At 61.1% G+C, this 15,564-nt stretch carries 16 protein-coding genes and 1 tRNA gene; all 17 read left to right on the forward strand.

The window, feature by feature from the left end; translation table 11 throughout:
* Nucleotides 1-87: 87 nt before the first annotated feature.
* The 17 genes from ACTJK4_RS24330 to nuoL all read left to right on the forward strand — a co-directional run bounded on the left by ACTJK4_RS24330 (nucleotide 88) and on the right by nuoL (nucleotide 15,554).
* Nucleotides 88-1,041, forward strand: a complete 954-nt coding sequence (locus ACTJK4_RS24330) for an HAD family hydrolase (protein WP_232040468.1) — start codon at nucleotides 88-90, stop codon at nucleotides 1,039-1,041.
* 39 nt (nucleotides 1,042-1,080) lie between these two features.
* Nucleotides 1,081-2,085 carry an NAD(P)H-quinone oxidoreductase gene (locus ACTJK4_RS24335; protein WP_440819144.1) on the forward strand — a complete coding sequence of 335 codons (1,005 nt, stop codon included), beginning with the start codon at nucleotides 1,081-1,083 and terminating at the stop codon, nucleotides 2,083-2,085.
* Between the two features lie 79 nt (nucleotides 2,086-2,164).
* A complete protein-coding gene (tpiA, locus tag ACTJK4_RS24340; RefSeq protein WP_440819145.1) occupies nucleotides 2,165-2,911 on the forward strand; it encodes a triose-phosphate isomerase in 747 nt (248 codons plus the stop codon).
* Between the two features lie 62 nt (nucleotides 2,912-2,973).
* Nucleotides 2,974-3,336: a preprotein translocase subunit SecG gene (gene secG, locus ACTJK4_RS24345; protein ID WP_045206187.1), complete on the forward strand. Its 363-nt coding sequence runs from the start codon at nucleotides 2,974-2,976 to the stop codon at nucleotides 3,334-3,336.
* A gap of 179 nt (nucleotides 3,337-3,515) precedes the next feature.
* A tRNA-Leu gene (locus ACTJK4_RS24350) sits at nucleotides 3,516-3,600 on the forward strand.
* A 163-nt stretch (nucleotides 3,601-3,763) separates the two neighbouring features.
* Nucleotides 3,764-4,123 carry an NADH-quinone oxidoreductase subunit A gene (locus tag ACTJK4_RS24355; RefSeq protein WP_004630810.1) on the forward strand — a complete coding sequence of 120 codons (360 nt, stop codon included), beginning with the start codon at nucleotides 3,764-3,766 and terminating at the stop codon, nucleotides 4,121-4,123.
* A gap of 6 nt (nucleotides 4,124-4,129) precedes the next feature.
* Complete coding sequence (locus tag ACTJK4_RS24360) at nucleotides 4,130-4,612, forward strand: NuoB/complex I 20 kDa subunit family protein (protein ID WP_004630808.1); 483 nt, start codon at nucleotides 4,130-4,132, stop codon at nucleotides 4,610-4,612.
* A 1-nt stretch (nucleotide 4,613) separates the two neighbouring features.
* Entirely contained in the window at nucleotides 4,614-5,216 is a 603-nt protein-coding gene (locus ACTJK4_RS24365; RefSeq protein WP_232040464.1) for an NADH-quinone oxidoreductase subunit C, read from the forward strand.
* Between the two features lie 22 nt (nucleotides 5,217-5,238).
* The gene (locus ACTJK4_RS24370; RefSeq protein WP_260801833.1) at nucleotides 5,239-6,492 is read left to right on the forward strand and encodes an NADH-quinone oxidoreductase subunit D; all 1,254 of its coding nucleotides are present in this window, start codon (nucleotides 5,239-5,241) and stop codon (nucleotides 6,490-6,492) included.
* 115 nt (nucleotides 6,493-6,607) lie between these two features.
* A complete protein-coding gene (gene nuoE, locus ACTJK4_RS24375; RefSeq protein ID WP_045206189.1) occupies nucleotides 6,608-7,111 on the forward strand; it encodes an NADH-quinone oxidoreductase subunit NuoE in 504 nt (167 codons plus the stop codon).
* Entirely contained in the window at nucleotides 7,112-8,407 is a 1,296-nt protein-coding gene (nuoF, locus tag ACTJK4_RS24380; RefSeq protein WP_004630799.1) for an NADH-quinone oxidoreductase subunit NuoF, read from the forward strand.
* A 12-nt stretch (nucleotides 8,408-8,419) separates the two neighbouring features.
* Nucleotides 8,420-10,771, forward strand: coding sequence for an NADH-quinone oxidoreductase subunit NuoG (nuoG, locus tag ACTJK4_RS24385; protein ID WP_440819146.1), 2,352 nt, complete (start codon nucleotides 8,420-8,422; stop codon nucleotides 10,769-10,771).
* 8 nt (nucleotides 10,772-10,779) lie between these two features.
* Complete coding sequence (nuoH, locus tag ACTJK4_RS24390) at nucleotides 10,780-11,844, forward strand: NADH-quinone oxidoreductase subunit NuoH (RefSeq protein ID WP_009241059.1); 1,065 nt, start codon at nucleotides 10,780-10,782, stop codon at nucleotides 11,842-11,844.
* A gap of 20 nt (nucleotides 11,845-11,864) precedes the next feature.
* On the forward strand, nucleotides 11,865-12,356 hold the full coding sequence (nuoI, locus tag ACTJK4_RS24395) for an NADH-quinone oxidoreductase subunit NuoI (protein ID WP_003261939.1): 492 nt from the start codon (nucleotides 11,865-11,867) through the stop codon (nucleotides 12,354-12,356).
* Nucleotides 12,357-12,502: 146 nt separating this feature from the next.
* Nucleotides 12,503-13,135 (forward strand): NADH-quinone oxidoreductase subunit J, encoded by a 633-nt coding sequence (locus tag ACTJK4_RS24400; RefSeq protein ID WP_024975296.1) that lies wholly within the window; start codon nucleotides 12,503-12,505, stop codon nucleotides 13,133-13,135.
* 17 nt (nucleotides 13,136-13,152) lie between these two features.
* The gene (gene nuoK, locus ACTJK4_RS24405) at nucleotides 13,153-13,464 is read left to right on the forward strand and encodes an NADH-quinone oxidoreductase subunit NuoK (RefSeq protein ID WP_004630788.1); all 312 of its coding nucleotides are present in this window, start codon (nucleotides 13,153-13,155) and stop codon (nucleotides 13,462-13,464) included.
* Nucleotides 13,465-13,493: 29 nt separating this feature from the next.
* The gene (gene nuoL / locus ACTJK4_RS24410) at nucleotides 13,494-15,554 is read left to right on the forward strand and encodes an NADH-quinone oxidoreductase subunit L (protein ID WP_440819147.1); all 2,061 of its coding nucleotides are present in this window, start codon (nucleotides 13,494-13,496) and stop codon (nucleotides 15,552-15,554) included.
* Nucleotides 15,555-15,564: the final 10 nt, after the last annotated feature.

Consider the following 15,564-nt stretch of genomic DNA (forward strand, 5'->3'; position numbering starts at 1 on the left):
CCATGAAAAAACGGCTGGACGATGTCCAGCCGTTTTTTTGTTTACACTGCGTCGCGAGTTCCTCCCGTTGCCCTTCCGCGCCCCATCATGAGCCGCCTGTTCGAGCAAAACCGCATCGCTATCGTCTGGGATTTCGACAAGACACTGATCCCGCGCTACATGCAAGTGCCGCTGTTCGATCGCTTCAACATCGCCGAGCAGGCTTTCTGGGACGAAGTGGCCGCGGGCTCGCGCGAAATCGAATCGCGCGGCCAGAAGGTCAACCACGAAACGTTCTACCTCAATGTGCTGCTGCGCCATGTGCGCGACGGCCGCATGGGCGGTCTCGACAACGCCACGCTGCGCGAACTGGGCGCCGAACTCGAATTCTTTCCCGGTGTGACCGATTTCTTCGAGCGCAGCAAAGCGTGGGTGCGCGACAACGCTGCCTACCAGGCGTTCGACATCAAGCTCGAACACTACATCGTCAGCACGGGCCTGACGGAGATGATCAAGGGCTCGCCCATCGCTCCATACATCGATGGCGTGTGGGGCTGCGAATTCCTGGAGGCGCCTGACAGAAGCGCGGACGGCCGGCGGGTCATCTCGGAAGTCATCTACGCCATCGACAACACCACCAAGACGCGCGCGCTGTTCGAGATCAACAAGGGTGTCAACAAGCACCCGGAAGCGGTGAGTGTGAATTCGTCAATTGCCGAGGACGAGCGCCGCGTGCCGTTCGCCAACATGATCTACGTGGCTGATGGGCCAAGTGATATTCCGGCGTTTTCTGTCGCGCGCAAGGGCGGTGGCCGCACCTATGCGGTCTACAACCCCGAGAGCCCTCGCTCGTTCGAGCAGGCCGACAACTTGCGTGCCGATGATCGCGTCGACATGCTGGGCCCGGCCGACTATCGGGCCGGCTCGCCGACAGAGATGTGGCTGAAGTTGCATATCGGCAAGATCGCCGATGGCATCGTTCACGGCAAACAAGAAATCATGCGCGAAACCACGCGCGGCATTCCGCAGCACTTTGTCGAACCAAAGCGTAGCGTCTCGTAACGCGCGCGCAGCGTCGTAACCCTCATCGATCCGATTCCCATGAAAGCGATTGAAATCACCCAATACGGTGGCCCTGAAGTCCTGAAGCTTGGCGAGCGCCCAATGGCGGAGGCAAAGTCCGGCGAGGTGCTGATCCGTGTGCGTGCAGCGGGCGTGAACCGGCCCGATGTGTTCCAGCGCACGGGAAACTATCCGGTGCCGCCGGGTGCCTCCGATATTCCAGGGCTTGAAGTTGCTGGCGAGATCGTCAGTGGCGATCTGGCGCACGCCGATAATCGCTACGGCCTGAAGGTGGGCGATCGCGTCTGCGCGCTGGTGCAAGGCGGCGGCTATGCGGAGTTCTGCACAGCGCCGCTGGGCCAAGTGCTGCCTGTGCCGGCCGGCTTGTCCGATGTCGAAGCCGCTGCATTGCCCGAAAACTATTTCACCGTGTGGTCGAATGTGTTCGACCGCGGCTTGCTGGGGAAGGGCGCGCATGGCGCCGATGAAACGCTGCTCGTGCAGGGCGGCTCCAGCGGCATCGGCACGACCGCGATTCAGATCGCCTCTGCATTGGGTTACCGCGTGTTCGCCACCGCGGGCAGCGCCGACAAGTGCAAGGCCTGTATCGACCTCGGGGCCACGCGCGCCATCAACTACAAGACTGAAGATTTCGTCGAGATCGTCAAGGCCGAGACAGGGCGCGGCGCCGATGTGGTGCTCGACATGGTCGGCGGCAGCTATGTTGGGCGCGAGATTGCCTGCACCGCCGATGACGGCCGCATCGTATTGATCGCGTTGCTCGGGGGCGCCAAAGCCGAGGTGCCCTTGGGTGATATCCTGCGCCGCCGCATTACGCTGACCGGCTCGACGTTGCGCCCGCGTCCGGTTGCATTCAAAGCGGCCATCGCGGCCAATCTGTATGAAACGGTCTGGCCGTTGCTGGCCTCGGGGCGCATCAAGCCGGTCATCCACGAGGTCATGCCAGCCGCGCAAGCGGCGCAGGCGCACGCGTTGATGGAATCGAGCGCCCATATCGGCAAGATCATGTTGGTTTGGGATTGATTCCAAGACGTCAAAATTGACCCTGTTTTTGCCGCCACGGTAGAATGCCGGGTTTATTTGACAGTCGACCGGGCAAAACGTGAACGCAAGACCGAAGCTGGTGGTGGGCAACTGGAAGCTGCATGGCAGCCTGAGCGCGAACGCCGCGCTGCTTGAACAGATCAAGGCGGCAGGCAAAACCAACGCCACGCTGGCCGTATGTGCGCCATTCCCGTACCTGGCGCAGTGCCAGTCCTTGCTCGCCGGTTCAGCGGTGGGCTGGGGTGCACAGGATGTGTCGGCCGAAACGCGAGGCGCCTTTACCGGCGAGGTGGCGGCGTCGATGTTGTCAGAATTCGGCTGCGGCTACGTGATTGTCGGTCACTCAGAGCGTCGCTCGTACCACGGCGAAACCGACGTGCAAGTGGCGACCAAGGCGCTGCGTGCACTGGAACATGGCATCACCCCGATCGTCTGTGTGGGCGAAACGCTCGCGCAGCGCGAAGCTGGTGAGACCGAGCACGTGGTCGCCCGCCAGCTGGATGCGGTGCTGGAAGCGCTGTCGGTTGAGCAACTGGGTCGTATCGTCGTGGCGTATGAGCCGGTTTGGGCAATCGGCACGGGCAAGACGGCAACCAGCGAGCAGGCGCAGGCTGTGCACGCATTCCTGCGCGCCCGTGTTGCTGCTCGCGACGCAGGTGTGGCGCAGCGCCTAGCGATTCTGTACGGCGGCAGCGTCAAGCCGGACAATGCCGGCGAGTTGTTTGCAATGGCGGACATCGATGGCGGCCTGATCGGCGGCGCATCGCTGAAGGCAGAAGATTTCCTGGCGATTGGTCGCGCATAAACGACGGATCGAGTCGCCATGTTACGCATGTGCGACGGCAACATATTATTGAGAGAAACGAAATGGCAATTCTGAAGACTCTGCTGCTGGTGGCGCAAATTCTGAGCGCGCTCGGCGTGATCGGCCTGGTGCTTTTGCAGCACGGCAAGGGTGCGGACGTGGGGGCGGCGTTTGGCTCCGGCGCATCGGGTAGCCTGTTTGGCGCCACCGGCTCGGCAAACTTCCTGTCGCGCACGACGGCCGTGCTGGCCACCGTGTTCTTTATTGCCACGTTGGCGCTGACGCTGATCGGCACCAACAAGGGCAGCGTGTCGGCAGGTGTGATGGGTTCGGTCGCGCCTGTTACGTCCACGGCCTCGGCCCCGGCCGCTTCGGCTCCTGCTGCCGCTCCGGGCGCTGCTTCGGCCCCGGCTGTGCCCAAGTAATTTGATGTAATGACCGCGGCGTGCCGCTGAGGTTTTCCGGCGTGTCGCGAGGCATAAGATTTTTGTTTGTGCATTGAACAAAAGCGTTGCTTTGCGGTAGAATGCAAGGCTTGAAACAACGCGGGGAACGGCAAGGACGTTAAGTCTCAACCGGCTTCCTGATAAAGTTTCTTCCCCCAGCCGACGTGGTGAAATTGGTAGACACGCTATCTTGAGGGGGTAGTGGCGAAAGCTGTGCGAGTTCGAGTCTCGCCGTCGGCACCAATCAAATTCGGGGTCTGTTCAACGGGATGTTCCGCGCAGGCCCCTCCGCAAGACGACGCGCAGTTGAAGCGTCGTAAGGCTGCGGACCCGGCGCCTTCGATGGGGCGACAAGGCGCCGCCTGCGGGCAGTGCTGTTGCAACCATTCAAAAAGGCGGGCGTCCCTTGAACCTCGAAGCCTATTTCCCCGTACTGTTGTTCATCGTTGTCGGCGTTGGCCTTGGCCTTGCTCTGATGACCATCGGCCGAGTCCTCGGTCCGAACAATCCCGATCCTGACAAGCTCTCGCCGTACGAGTGCGGCTTCGAAGCATTCGAAGACGCGCGCATGAAGTTCGACGTGCGCTATTACCTCATCGCCATCCTGTTCATTCTGTTCGATCTGGAGACTGCGTTCCTTTTCCCCTGGGGCGTGGCGCTGCGTGAGATCGGCTGGCCTGGGTTCTTCGCGATGGGTGTGTTTCTTCTCGAGTTTCTCGTGGGCTTCGTCTACATCTGGAAAAAAGGCGCGCTCGATTGGGAGTGATGTGAAATGGCGATCGAAGGCGTACTCAATGAAGGCTTTGTCACGACCACCGCTGACAAGCTGATCAACTGGACCCGTACTGGGTCACTCTGGCCGATGACATTCGGCTTGGCCTGCTGTGCTGTCGAAATGATGCACGCCGGCGCCTCTCGTTATGACCTGGACCGTTTCGGCGTGGTGTTTCGCCCGTCGCCGCGTCAGTCTGACGTGATGATCGTCGCTGGCACGCTGTGCAACAAGATGGCACCCGCGCTGCGCAAGGTGTATGACCAGATGGCCGAGCCTCGCTGGGTCATTTCGATGGGTTCGTGCGCGAACGGTGGCGGTTACTACCACTACTCATATTCTGTCGTGCGCGGCTGTGATCGCATCGTGCCGGTCGACGTGTACGTGCCGGGCTGCCCGCCAACGGCTGAAGCGCTGATCTACGGCATCATCCAGCTGCAGGCCAAGATCCGCCGCACCAACACCATCGCGCGCAAGGCCTGACATGACCGACAAGCTTGCCACCCTGAAGGCCGCGCTGGAGAAGGCGCTGGGCAATCGTGTTCAAAGCCTGACCGAATCGGTCGGTGAGCTCACCCTCGTGGTGAAGGCCGCCGATTATCTCGACGTCATGCGCACGCTGCGCGACGACGCGTCGCTCAAGTTCGAACAACTGATCGATTTGTGCGGCGTCGACTATGCCGACTATGGCGACGGTGCCTGGAACGGCCCGCGTTTTGCCGCTGTGTCGCATCTGCTGTCGATTACGCACAACTGGCGTGTCCGCGTCCGCGTATTCGCGCCGGACGACGACCTGCCGGTGGTCTCGTCTGTGACGACCATCTGGAATTCGGCTGACTGGTTCGAGCGCGAAGCATTCGACCTGTTCGGCCTGGTGTTCGAGGGTCACCCGGACCTGCGCCGCATTCTGACCGACTACGGCTTCATCGGCCACCCGTTCCGCAAAGACTTCCCGGTGTCGGGTTACGTTGAAATGCGCTACGACCCGGTGCAGCGCCGCGTGGTCTACCAGCCGGTAACCATCGAGCCGCGCGAGATTACGCCGCGTGTGATCCGAGAGGATCAATACGGTGGCTTAAAGCACTGACGGCACTGAAGGGCGCCCGACTATGGCAGATATCAAAAACTACACCCTGAACTTCGGTCCGCAACACCCGGCCGCACACGGCGTGCTGCGCCTGGTGCTCGAGCTGGACGGCGAAGTCATTCAACGTGCCGACCCGCACATCGGCCTGCTGCACCGCGCGACTGAAAAGCTCGCAGAGCAGAAGACCTGGATTCAGAGCGTGCCGTACATGGACCGCCTCGACTACGTGTCGATGATGGTCAATGAGCACGCCTACGTGATGGCAATCGAGCGCCTGCTTGGTCTGGAAGTGCCGCTGCGTGCGCAGTACATCCGCGTCATGTTCGACGAAATTACGCGGATCATGAACCACCTGATGTGGATCGGTTCGCACGCGCTGGACGTGGGCGCCATGGCGGTGTTCCTGTACGCCTTCCGCGAACGTGAAGACCTGTTCGATATGTACGAGGCGGTGTCGGGCGCGCGCATGCACGCAGCCTACTACCGTCCAGGCGGCGTCTACCGCGACCTGCCTGACACGATGCCGCAATACAAGGCATCCAAGGTGCGCAACGAGAAGGCCCTGGCCGCCCTGAACGAAACGCGTTCGGGTTCGCTGCTGGACTTCATTGAAGACTTCACCAACCGCTTCCCGAAGTATGTTGATGAGTACGAAACGCTGCTGACCGACAACCGGATTTGGAAGCAGCGCCTGGTCGGTATCGGCGTGGTGACCCCCGAGCGTGCCCTTAACAAAGGCTTCTCCGGTGCGATGTTGCGCGGTTCGGGCATCGAATGGGATGTGCGCAAGAAGCAGCCGTACGAAGTGTACGACCGCGTCGATTTCGACATTCCGGTTGGCGTGAACGGCGATTGCTACGACCGTTATCTGGTGCGCGTGGAAGAAATGCGCCAAAGCAATCGCATCATTCGTCAGTGCATCGAGTGGCTGCGCAAAAACCCGGGTCCGGTGATCACGGATAACCACAAGGTCGCGCCGCCGTCGCGCGTGGACATGAAGACCAACATGGAAGAGCTGATTCACCACTTCAAGCTCTTCACGGAAGGTATGCACGTGCCCGAAGGCGAAGCGTATGCCGCCGTTGAGCACCCGAAGGGCGAGTTCGGCATCTATGCAATCTCCGACGGCGCCAACAAGCCGTACCGTCTGAAGATCCGCGCGCCGGGCTTCGTTCATCTGGCCGCGCTCGACGAAATGGCAAAGGGTCACATGATTGCCGATGCGGTAACGATCATCGGTACGCAAGACATTGTGTTTGGCGAGATTGACCGCTGAACGCCAAGGAAACAACGGTTTGACGCGCAGGCAAGCGCGGCTGTGAAACGAGGACGCACGCCGGGGTAAGGCTGCTAGGTAGCACGCCCCGCGTCCCGCACCAATCGCAACGAACATGCTATCAGCAGAAGCTCTCAAGGAAATCGACCGGGCGGTCGCGAAATATCCCGCCGACCAGAAGCAGTCCGCCGTGATGGCGGCGCTGGCGGTCGCGCAGAGCGAGAAAGGCTGGGTCTCGCCCGAAGTCATGCAGTTCGTGGCCGAGTACCTCGAAATGCCGCCGGTGTGGGTCGAGGAAGTGGCGACGTTCTACAACATGTACGACACCAAGCCGGTGGGCCGCTTCAAGCTGTCGGTGTGCACGAACTTGCCGTGCGCGTTGTCGGGTGGCGAGCGCGCGGCCGATTACCTGAAAAAGAAGCTCGGCATCGGTTTCAACGAAACCACGGCCGACGGCAACTTCACGCTGAAAGAAGGCGAGTGCATGGGCGCGTGCGGTGATGCGCCGGTCATGATCGTCAACAACACCCACATGTGCAGCTTCATGAGCAACGAGAAGCTCGACGCGCTGATCGCTGACCTCCAGTCGAAGGCGCCGACCACCGGAGCAGGCAAGTAAATGACCTCTCTGCACGATCGACATATCCAGCCGTTGATTCTCGCCGGCTTGAACGGCGACAACTGGCACCTCGAAGATTACGTCAAGCGCGGCGGCTATCAACAGCTCAAGCGCATCCTCACCGAGAAGATCACCCCCGAACAGGTCATTGCTGACGTGAAAGCGTCAGGCCTGCGCGGCCGTGGCGGTGCAGGTTTCCCGACCGGCTTGAAGTGGAGCTTCATGCCGCGCCAGTTCCCGGGCCAGAAGTATCTGGTCTGCAACACGGACGAAGGCGAGCCGGGTACGTTCAAAGATCGCGACATCATCCGTTACAACCCGCACGCGCTGATCGAAGGCATGGCCATTGGCGGCTATGCGATGGGCATTACCGTGGGCTACAACTACATCCACGGCGAAATCTGGAACGAATACAAGATTTTTGAGCAGGCGCTTGAAGAGGCTCGGGCTGCGGGCTTCCTCGGTGACAACATCCTGGGTTCCGGCTTCAACTTCCAGCTGCATGCGCACCATGGCTATGGCGCGTACATCTGCGGCGAAGAGACCGCGCTGCTCGAGTCGCTGGAAGGCAAGAAGGGCCAGCCGCGCTTCAAGCCGCCGTTCCCGGCGAGCTTTGGCCTGTACGGCAAGCCGACCACCATCAACAACACCGAAACCTTTGCCGCTGTGCCGTTCTTGCTGGCCATCGGTCCGGACAATTATCTGAAGATGGGCAAGCCGAACAACGGCGGCTCAAAGATCTTCTCGGTGTCCGGCGACGTGGAGCGTCCGGGCAACTATGAGATTCCGCTCGGCACGCCGTTCTCCAAACTGTTGGAGCTGGCCGGCGGCATGCGCGGCGGCAAGAAACTCAAGGCGGTCATCCCGGGTGGCTCGTCGGCGCCGGTGGTGCCGGCCGACCTGATGATGGCTTCCGACATGGACTACGACTCGATCGCCAAGGCGGGCTCGATGCTGGGCTCGGGCGCTGTGATCGTGATGGACGAAACGCGCTGCATGGTGAAGTCGCTGCTGCGCCTTTCGTACTTCTATTTCGAAGAGTCGTGCGGCCAGTGCACGCCGTGCCGTGAGGGCACCGGCTGGCTGTATCGCGTGGTCGACCGCATCGAGCACGGCAAGGGCCGCCAGGAAGACCTGGACCTGCTGAACAACGTGGCAGAAAACATCATGGGCCGGACCATCTGCGCGCTCGGCGATGCCGCTGCGATGCCGGTCCGCGGCATGCTCAAGCACTACTGGGATGAGTTCGCGTATCACGTCGAACACAAGCAGTGCATGGTGCCCACCTACATTTAAGCGTGGCAGAACATGGTTGAAATCGAAATCGATGGCAAGAAGGTTGAGGTTGCCGAAGGCAGCCTGGTGATGGAGGCTGCTCGCCAGACGGGCACCTATATTCCTCACTTCTGCTATCACCGCAAACTGTCGGTCGCGGCCAACTGCCGGATGTGCCTGGTCGAGGTCGAGAAGGCGCCCAAGGCGCTGCCGGCCTGCGCCACGCCCGTCACCGCGGGTATGAAGGTCTTCACCAACTCCGAGAAGGCGGTGAAGGCACAGAAGTCCGTGATGGAGTTCCTGCTGATCAACCACCCGCTGGATTGCCCGATCTGCGACCAGGGTGGCGAGTGCCAGTTGCAGGACTTGGCCGTGGGCTACGGCAAGTCGGAATCGCGCTACCAGGAAGAAAAGCGTGTGGTGTTCCACAAGAACGTGGGCCCGCTGATCTCCATGGAAGAGATGACGCGCTGCATTCACTGCACGCGTTGCGTCCGCTTCGGTCAGGAAATTGCCGGTGTGATGGAACTGGGCATGCTCAATCGTGGCGAGCATTCCGAGATCACGACGTTTGTCGGTCAGACTGTTGACTCCGAGCTGTCCGGCAACATGATCGATCTGTGCCCCGTTGGCGCGCTGACCAGCAAGCCGTTCCGCTATTCGGCCCGTACGTGGGAGCTGGCACGCCGCAAGTCGGTGTCGCCGCACGATGGCCTCGGCGCCAACGTGATTGTCCAGACCAAGAACCAGCGCGTGATGCGCGTTCTGCCGCTGGACAACGAAGCCATCAACGAATGCTGGCTGTCCGACAAGGACCGCTTCGCCTATGAAGGCGTGAACAGCGACGATCGTCTGACGCAGCCGATGCTCAAGCAAGGCGGTCAGTGGAAAGCTGTCGACTGGACCACGGCACTGGAATACGTTGCCAACGGCCTGAACGAAATCAAGCGTGACCATGGCGCTGAGCAGATCGGTGCATTGGCCAGCCCCCACAGCACGCTGGAAGAGCTGTTCTTGCTGCAAAAGCTGGTGCGTGGCATTGGCAGCGACAACGTCGATTTCCGTCTGCGTCAATCCGATTTCTCGGTCAAGCCGACGGGCGCTCCGTGGCTCGGCATGCCGATCGCCGACGTGTCGCTGCTGCAGCGCACGCTGGTGGTGGGCGCGTTCCTGCGCAAGGATCATCCTCTGCTGGCCGCGCGCCTGCGGCAGGCAGGCAAGAAGGGTGGTCAGCTGAATGTGATCGGCGCCGGCGGCGAAGACCTTCTGATGCCCGCCACGCAACTGTTGGGCGCGCCGTCGCAATGGCTATCGCTGCTGTCGCAAGTGGCGGTGGCCGTGGCTGCTGCCAACAACGTTGCGCGTCCGGGCGGGACCGATGGCATCGAAGCCGGTGACGTTGCTAAGCGCATCGCCGCAAGTCTCGCGTCGGGCGAACGCAAGGCGGTGTTCCTCGGCAACGCTGCTGTAGCGCATCCGCAATTCTCGCAATTGCATGCGCTGGCTCAGTGGGTTGCGCAGCAAACCGGTGCGACGCTGGGCTTCCTGACGGAAGCGGCCAACACCGTCGGTGGCTACATTGCTGGTGCACTGCCGCAAGGCAATGGCCTCGATGCCGCCGCTATGCTGGCGCAGCCGCGCCGTGCTTACGTGCTCCTGGGCGCCGAACCCGAATTCGATAGCGCGAATCCCGTGCAGGCTCGTGCGGCACTGGATCAGGCTGACACGGTGATCGTGTTGGCGCCGTTTGCCTCTCGCGCTGCACTCGAATACGCCGACGTGCTGCTGCCGACGGCGCCGTTCACGGAAACCTCGGGCACCTTCGTCAACTGCGAAGGCCTGCCGCAAAGCTTCAACGGCGTTGTGCGCAGCCTGGGTGATTCGCGCCCGGCGTGGAAGGTCCTGCGCGTGCTGGGCAACCTGCTGAACGTGTCGGGCTTCGAATACGACAGCTCGGAAGTGGTGCGCGACGAAGTGTTGACCAAGCCGGTCACCGATCGTTTGTCGAATACGACGATCGCGCAGACCACCGTTCCCGCTGCCTCCGCTGCCGGCATCGAACGTCTGGCCGATGTGCCGATTTATCACGCCGATCCGATCGTACGCCGCGCTGGTTCGCTGCAGCTGACGGCCGCAGCACGCGCAGCAATGCGCGCTGGCTTGCCGGCTGACCTCTATGCGCAACTCGGCCTTGTCGATGGTGACGCCGTGCGCGTGACGCAGGGGCAGCGCAGTGTGGTGCTGCCGGCCGTGCTGGACAAGTCGCTGGCTTCCGGTGTGATCCGCGTGTCCGCCGCCACCGAGGCTTCGGCACAACTGGGTGCCATGTTCGGCGCGGTAAGCGTTGAGAAGGTTGAATCGTCCGCGCTGGCGGCTACGGTGTAAGGGTCAACATGATCGAGTCGATTACTTCTTTCGGTACCGCCACCTTCGGTGGGTGGTGGCCGCTGATCTGGACGCTGGTCCGCGCGGTCTGCATCATTCTGCCGCTGCTGCTGTGCGTAGCCTACCTGATCTTGTGGGAGCGCAAGCTCATCGGCTGGATGCACGTGCGTCTGGGCCCGAACCGCGTGGGCCCGATGGGTCTGCTGCAGCCGATTGCCGACGTGCTCAAGCTGCTGCTCAAGGAAGTCATGGTGCCGAGCGCGGTCAGCCGCGGCATGTACATCATCGCGCCGCTGATGGTGCTGATGCCCGCCGTGGCGATCTGGGCGGTGATCCCGTTCCAGGCCGAAGCCATGGTGTCGAACATCAACGCCGGCTTGCTGTACGTGATGGCGATCAGCTCGGTGGGCGTGTACGGCGTGATCCTGGCCGGCTGGGCTTCGAACTCCAAGTACGCATTCCTGGGTGCGATGCGTGCCTCGGCGCAGATGATTTCGTACGAAATCGCCATGGGCTTCGCGCTCGTGACGGTGCTGATGGTGACGGGCAGCCTGAATCTGTCGGACATCGTCAACTCGCAGAACCGCGGTTTCTTTGCTGGCCACGGCATCAACATCCTCTCGTGGAACTGGCTGCCGCTGCTGCCGATGTTTGGCGTCTACTTCATCTCGGGCGTGGCAGAAACCAACCGCCACCCGTTCGACGTGGTGGAAGGCGAATCGGAAATCGTGGCTGGCCACATGATCGAATACTCGGGCATGGCGTTCGCGCTGTTCTTCCTGGCCGAGTACATCAACATGATCGTGATCTCGGCGCTGACGGCAACGCTGTTCCTGGGCGGCTGGGCCTCGCCGATTGATGCACCGGTTCTCAACTGGATTCCGGGCTTCTTCTGGCTGCTCATCAAGGTTTTCCTGCTGCTGTCGGTGTTCATCTGGCTGCGTGCATCGTTCCCGCGTTATCGCTATGACCAGATCATGCGTCTGGGCTGGAAGATCTTCATTCCGCTCACTGTGGGCTGGCTTGTCGTCGTCGCCATCTGGTTGGTGTCGCCGTGGAACATCTGGAAGTAACGGGACAATAGGAAGGCACCATGTTGCTTGCCATCAAGGAATTCTTTAACAGCCTGCTCCTGAAGGAACTCTTCAAGGGGCTGGCGCTGACCGGGCGCTACCTGTTTGCGCGCAAGATCACTGTTCTCTTTCCGGAAGAGAAGACGCCGCTGTCGCCGCGCTTCCGCGGTTTGCATGCACTGCGTCGCTATCCGAACGGCGAGGAACGTTGCATCGCTTGCAAGCTGTGCGAGGCCGTATGCCCGGCTCTGGCCATCACGATCGAGTCAGACCAGCGCGACGACGGCACTCGCCGCACCACGCGCTACGACATCGACCTGACCAAGTGTATTTTCTGCGGCTTCTGCGAAGAGGCTTGCCCGGTGGACGCCATCGTCGAGACGCACATCCTGGAATACCACGGTGAAAAGCGCGGCGACCTGTATTTCACCAAAGACATGCTGCTGGCCGTGGGTGATCGCTTCGAGCCGGAAATTGCGGCCAACAAGGCGGCCGACGCAAAGTACCGCTGATTCAGAACGTCCGCCGTGCGGTTGGCGGGCGGTGCAGTTGACATCCCGGTTGGACAACGGCTCTTTGAGAGCCAACCAGTTGCGGTGGCGTTACGCCATCGCGGCTTTGGACAAGCGCGTGCCGCAAAACGGCCCGTGCCAGGATCATGGAAATCACGACGATCATCTTCTACTGTTTCGCGCTCGTGCTGGTGCTCGCAGCGCTGAAGGTCATCACCGCGAAGAACCCGGTACACGCGGCGCTGTTCCTCGTGCTCTCGTTCTTTACCGCGGCGGCGATCTGGATGCTGCTCAAGGCCGAGTTCCTCGCCATCACGCTGGTGCTGGTCTACGTTGGGGCAGTGATGGTGCTGTTCCTGTTCGTGGTGATGATGATCGATATCGACATCGAGCACTTGCGACGCGATTTCTGGACGTACGTGCCAATGGCAGCGTTCGTGGGCGTGGTCATCATCCTCGAAATGGCCGTCGTGCTGACCAAAACCTTCATGGGGCGCGTACAGCCCGTGCAGGAGTTGCCCAAGGGCTTTACTGGTCCGAACACGCAGGCGCTCGGGAAGCTCATCTACACCGATTACATCTATGCCTTTGAAGTCGCTGGCGCAGTGCTGCTGCTGGCGATTGTCGCGGCCGTGGCCCTGACCGCCCGCCGCCGCAAGGACACCAAGGCCCAGAACGTGTCTGATCAAATCCGCGTGAAGCGCAAGGACCGTGTGCGTCTGGTCTCGATGCCGTCTGAAAAGTCGGCTGGCGCAGCTTCGGCTGAATCCAAGAGCTGAGCCCCGGGAGAACCCATATGTCTTCGCTATCCCTTGCCCATTACCTCGTGCTCGGCGCGGTGCTGTTTGCCATCAGCATCGTCGGCATCTTCCTGAACCGCAAGAACGTCATCGTGCTGCTGATGGCGATCGAATTGATGCTGCTGGCGGTCAACCTGAACTTCGTTGCGTTCTCCCATTACCTGGGCGATCTGGCAGGGCAGGTGTTCGTGTTTTTCATCCTGACGGTGGCCGCGGCGGAATCCGCGATCGGTCTCGCCATCCTGGTGGTGCTGTTCCGTAATCTGGACACCATCAACGTCGACGATCTGGACAGCCTGAAAGGCTGACCTCCGCATCCACCTATAAGAAGCGTTCCATGGCTACCACGCTCAATCCCAACCTGCTGCTGGCGATCCCGCTCGCGCCGCTGGCCGGCGCGGCGATCGCCGGGCTGTTCGGCACCAAGTTCTTTGGCGAGAAGATCGGCCGCACGGCATCCCACAGCGTCACCATCCTTGGTGTTGCGATCGCCTTCATTCTGTCGGCGCTGACGCTGTCCGACGTCATCAATGGTGCCGGCTACAACGGCACCGTCTATGAATGGATGACGGTTGGCTCGCTGAAGATGGAAGTCGGCTTCCTCATCGATTCGCTCACGGCGATGATGATGTGCGTGGTGACCTTCGTCTCGCTGATGGTGCACATCTACACCATCGGCTACATGGCGGAAGATGACGGCTACAACCGTTTCTTCGCGTACATCTCGCTGTTCACGTTTTCGATGTTGATGCTCGTGATGAGCAACAACTTCCTGCAGCTGTTCTTCGGCTGGGAAGCTGTGGGTCTGGTGTCGTACCTGCTGATCGGCTTCTGGTTCAAGCGTCCGACGGCCATCTACGCCAACATGAAGGCGTTCCTGGTGAACCGCGTGGGTGACTTTGGTTTCGTGCTGGGCATCGGTCTGCTGCTGGCATACAGCGGCAGCCTGAGCTATGCCGACGTGTTTGCCGCCCGCGACAACCTGGCCACGATCGGCTTCCCGGGCACCGATTGGCACATGCTGACGGTCGCTTGCATCTGCCTGTTCATCGGCGCGATGGGTAAGTCGGCGCAGTTCCCGCTGCACGTGTGGCTGCCGGACTCGATGGAAGGTCCGACCCCGATTTCTGCGCTGATTCACGCGGCCACCATGGTGACCGCCGGCATCTTCATGGTCGCGCGCATGTCGCCGCTGTTCGAGCTCTCGGACACCGCACTGTCGTTCGTGCTGATCATCGGCGCCATCACTGCGCTGTTCATGGGCTTCCTGGGCATCATCCAGACGGACATCAAGCGGGTGGTGGCGTACTCCACGCTGTCTCAGTTGGGCTACATGACCGTCGCGCTGGGCGCGTCGGCTTATCAAGTAGCCGTGTTCCACTTGATGACGCACGCGTTTTTCAAAGCGCTGCTGTTCCTCGGCGCGGGCTCCGTCATCATCGGTATGCACCACGATCAGGACATGCGCAACATGGGCGGCCTGCGCAAGTACATGCCGATCACTTGGCTGACGTCACTGGTGGGATCGCTGGCGTTGATTGGCACGCCGTTCTTCGCGGGCTTCTATTCGAAGGACTCGATCATCGAAGCGGTGCGCGAATCGCACCTGCCGGGCGCTGGCTTCGCTTACTGGGCGGTGCTGGCCGGCGTGTTCGTGACCGCGTTCTACTCGTTCCGCATGTACTTCCTGGTGTTCCACGGTGAAGAGCGTTTCGGCAAGGCCCACGCTCATCACGACGATCACCATGAAGAGGAAGAGGGCGACCACGATCATCACCATGGTCTGGCCCCGGGCCAAAAGCCGCACGAGTCGCCGTGGGTGGTGACGGTGCCGCTGGTCCTGCTGGCGATTCCGTCGGTCATCATCGGTGCAATGGCAATCCAGCCGATGCTGTTCGGGGAGTTCTTCAAGCACGGTGTGGTGTTCTCGGAAGTCATCTTCAATGCTGACAACCACGAGGCAATGAAGGTGTTGGCTGAAGACTTCCACGGCTGGGTCGAGATGGCGCTGCACGGCTTTACGTCGGCACCGTTCATCCTGTTGCTGGCGGGCGTCGTGTTGTCGTGGTTCTTCTACCTGAAGCGCCCGGATATCCCGGCAGCGATTGCCAAGCATTTCTCTGGCGTCTACAAGCTGCTGGACAACAAGTACTACATGGACAAGATCAACGAGATCGTCTTTGCCAACGGTGCGGTCAAGTTCGGCCGTGGCCTGTGGAAGGGCGGCGATCAGGGCGTGATCGACGGTGTTGTCGTCAACGGCAGCGCGCGTCTGGTGGGCTGGTTCGCGACTGTCGTGCGCCTGCTCCAGTCCGGCTTCATCTATGACTATGCGTTCGCGATGATCATCGGCACGGTTGGGCTGCTGACGTATTTCGTGTTCCTGGCAGGCAAATAAGGGATTACAA

The organism is Ralstonia sp. 22111, assembly GCF_052045895.1.
Taxonomy (GTDB): Bacteria; Pseudomonadota; Gammaproteobacteria; order Burkholderiales; family Burkholderiaceae; genus Ralstonia; species Ralstonia wenshanensis.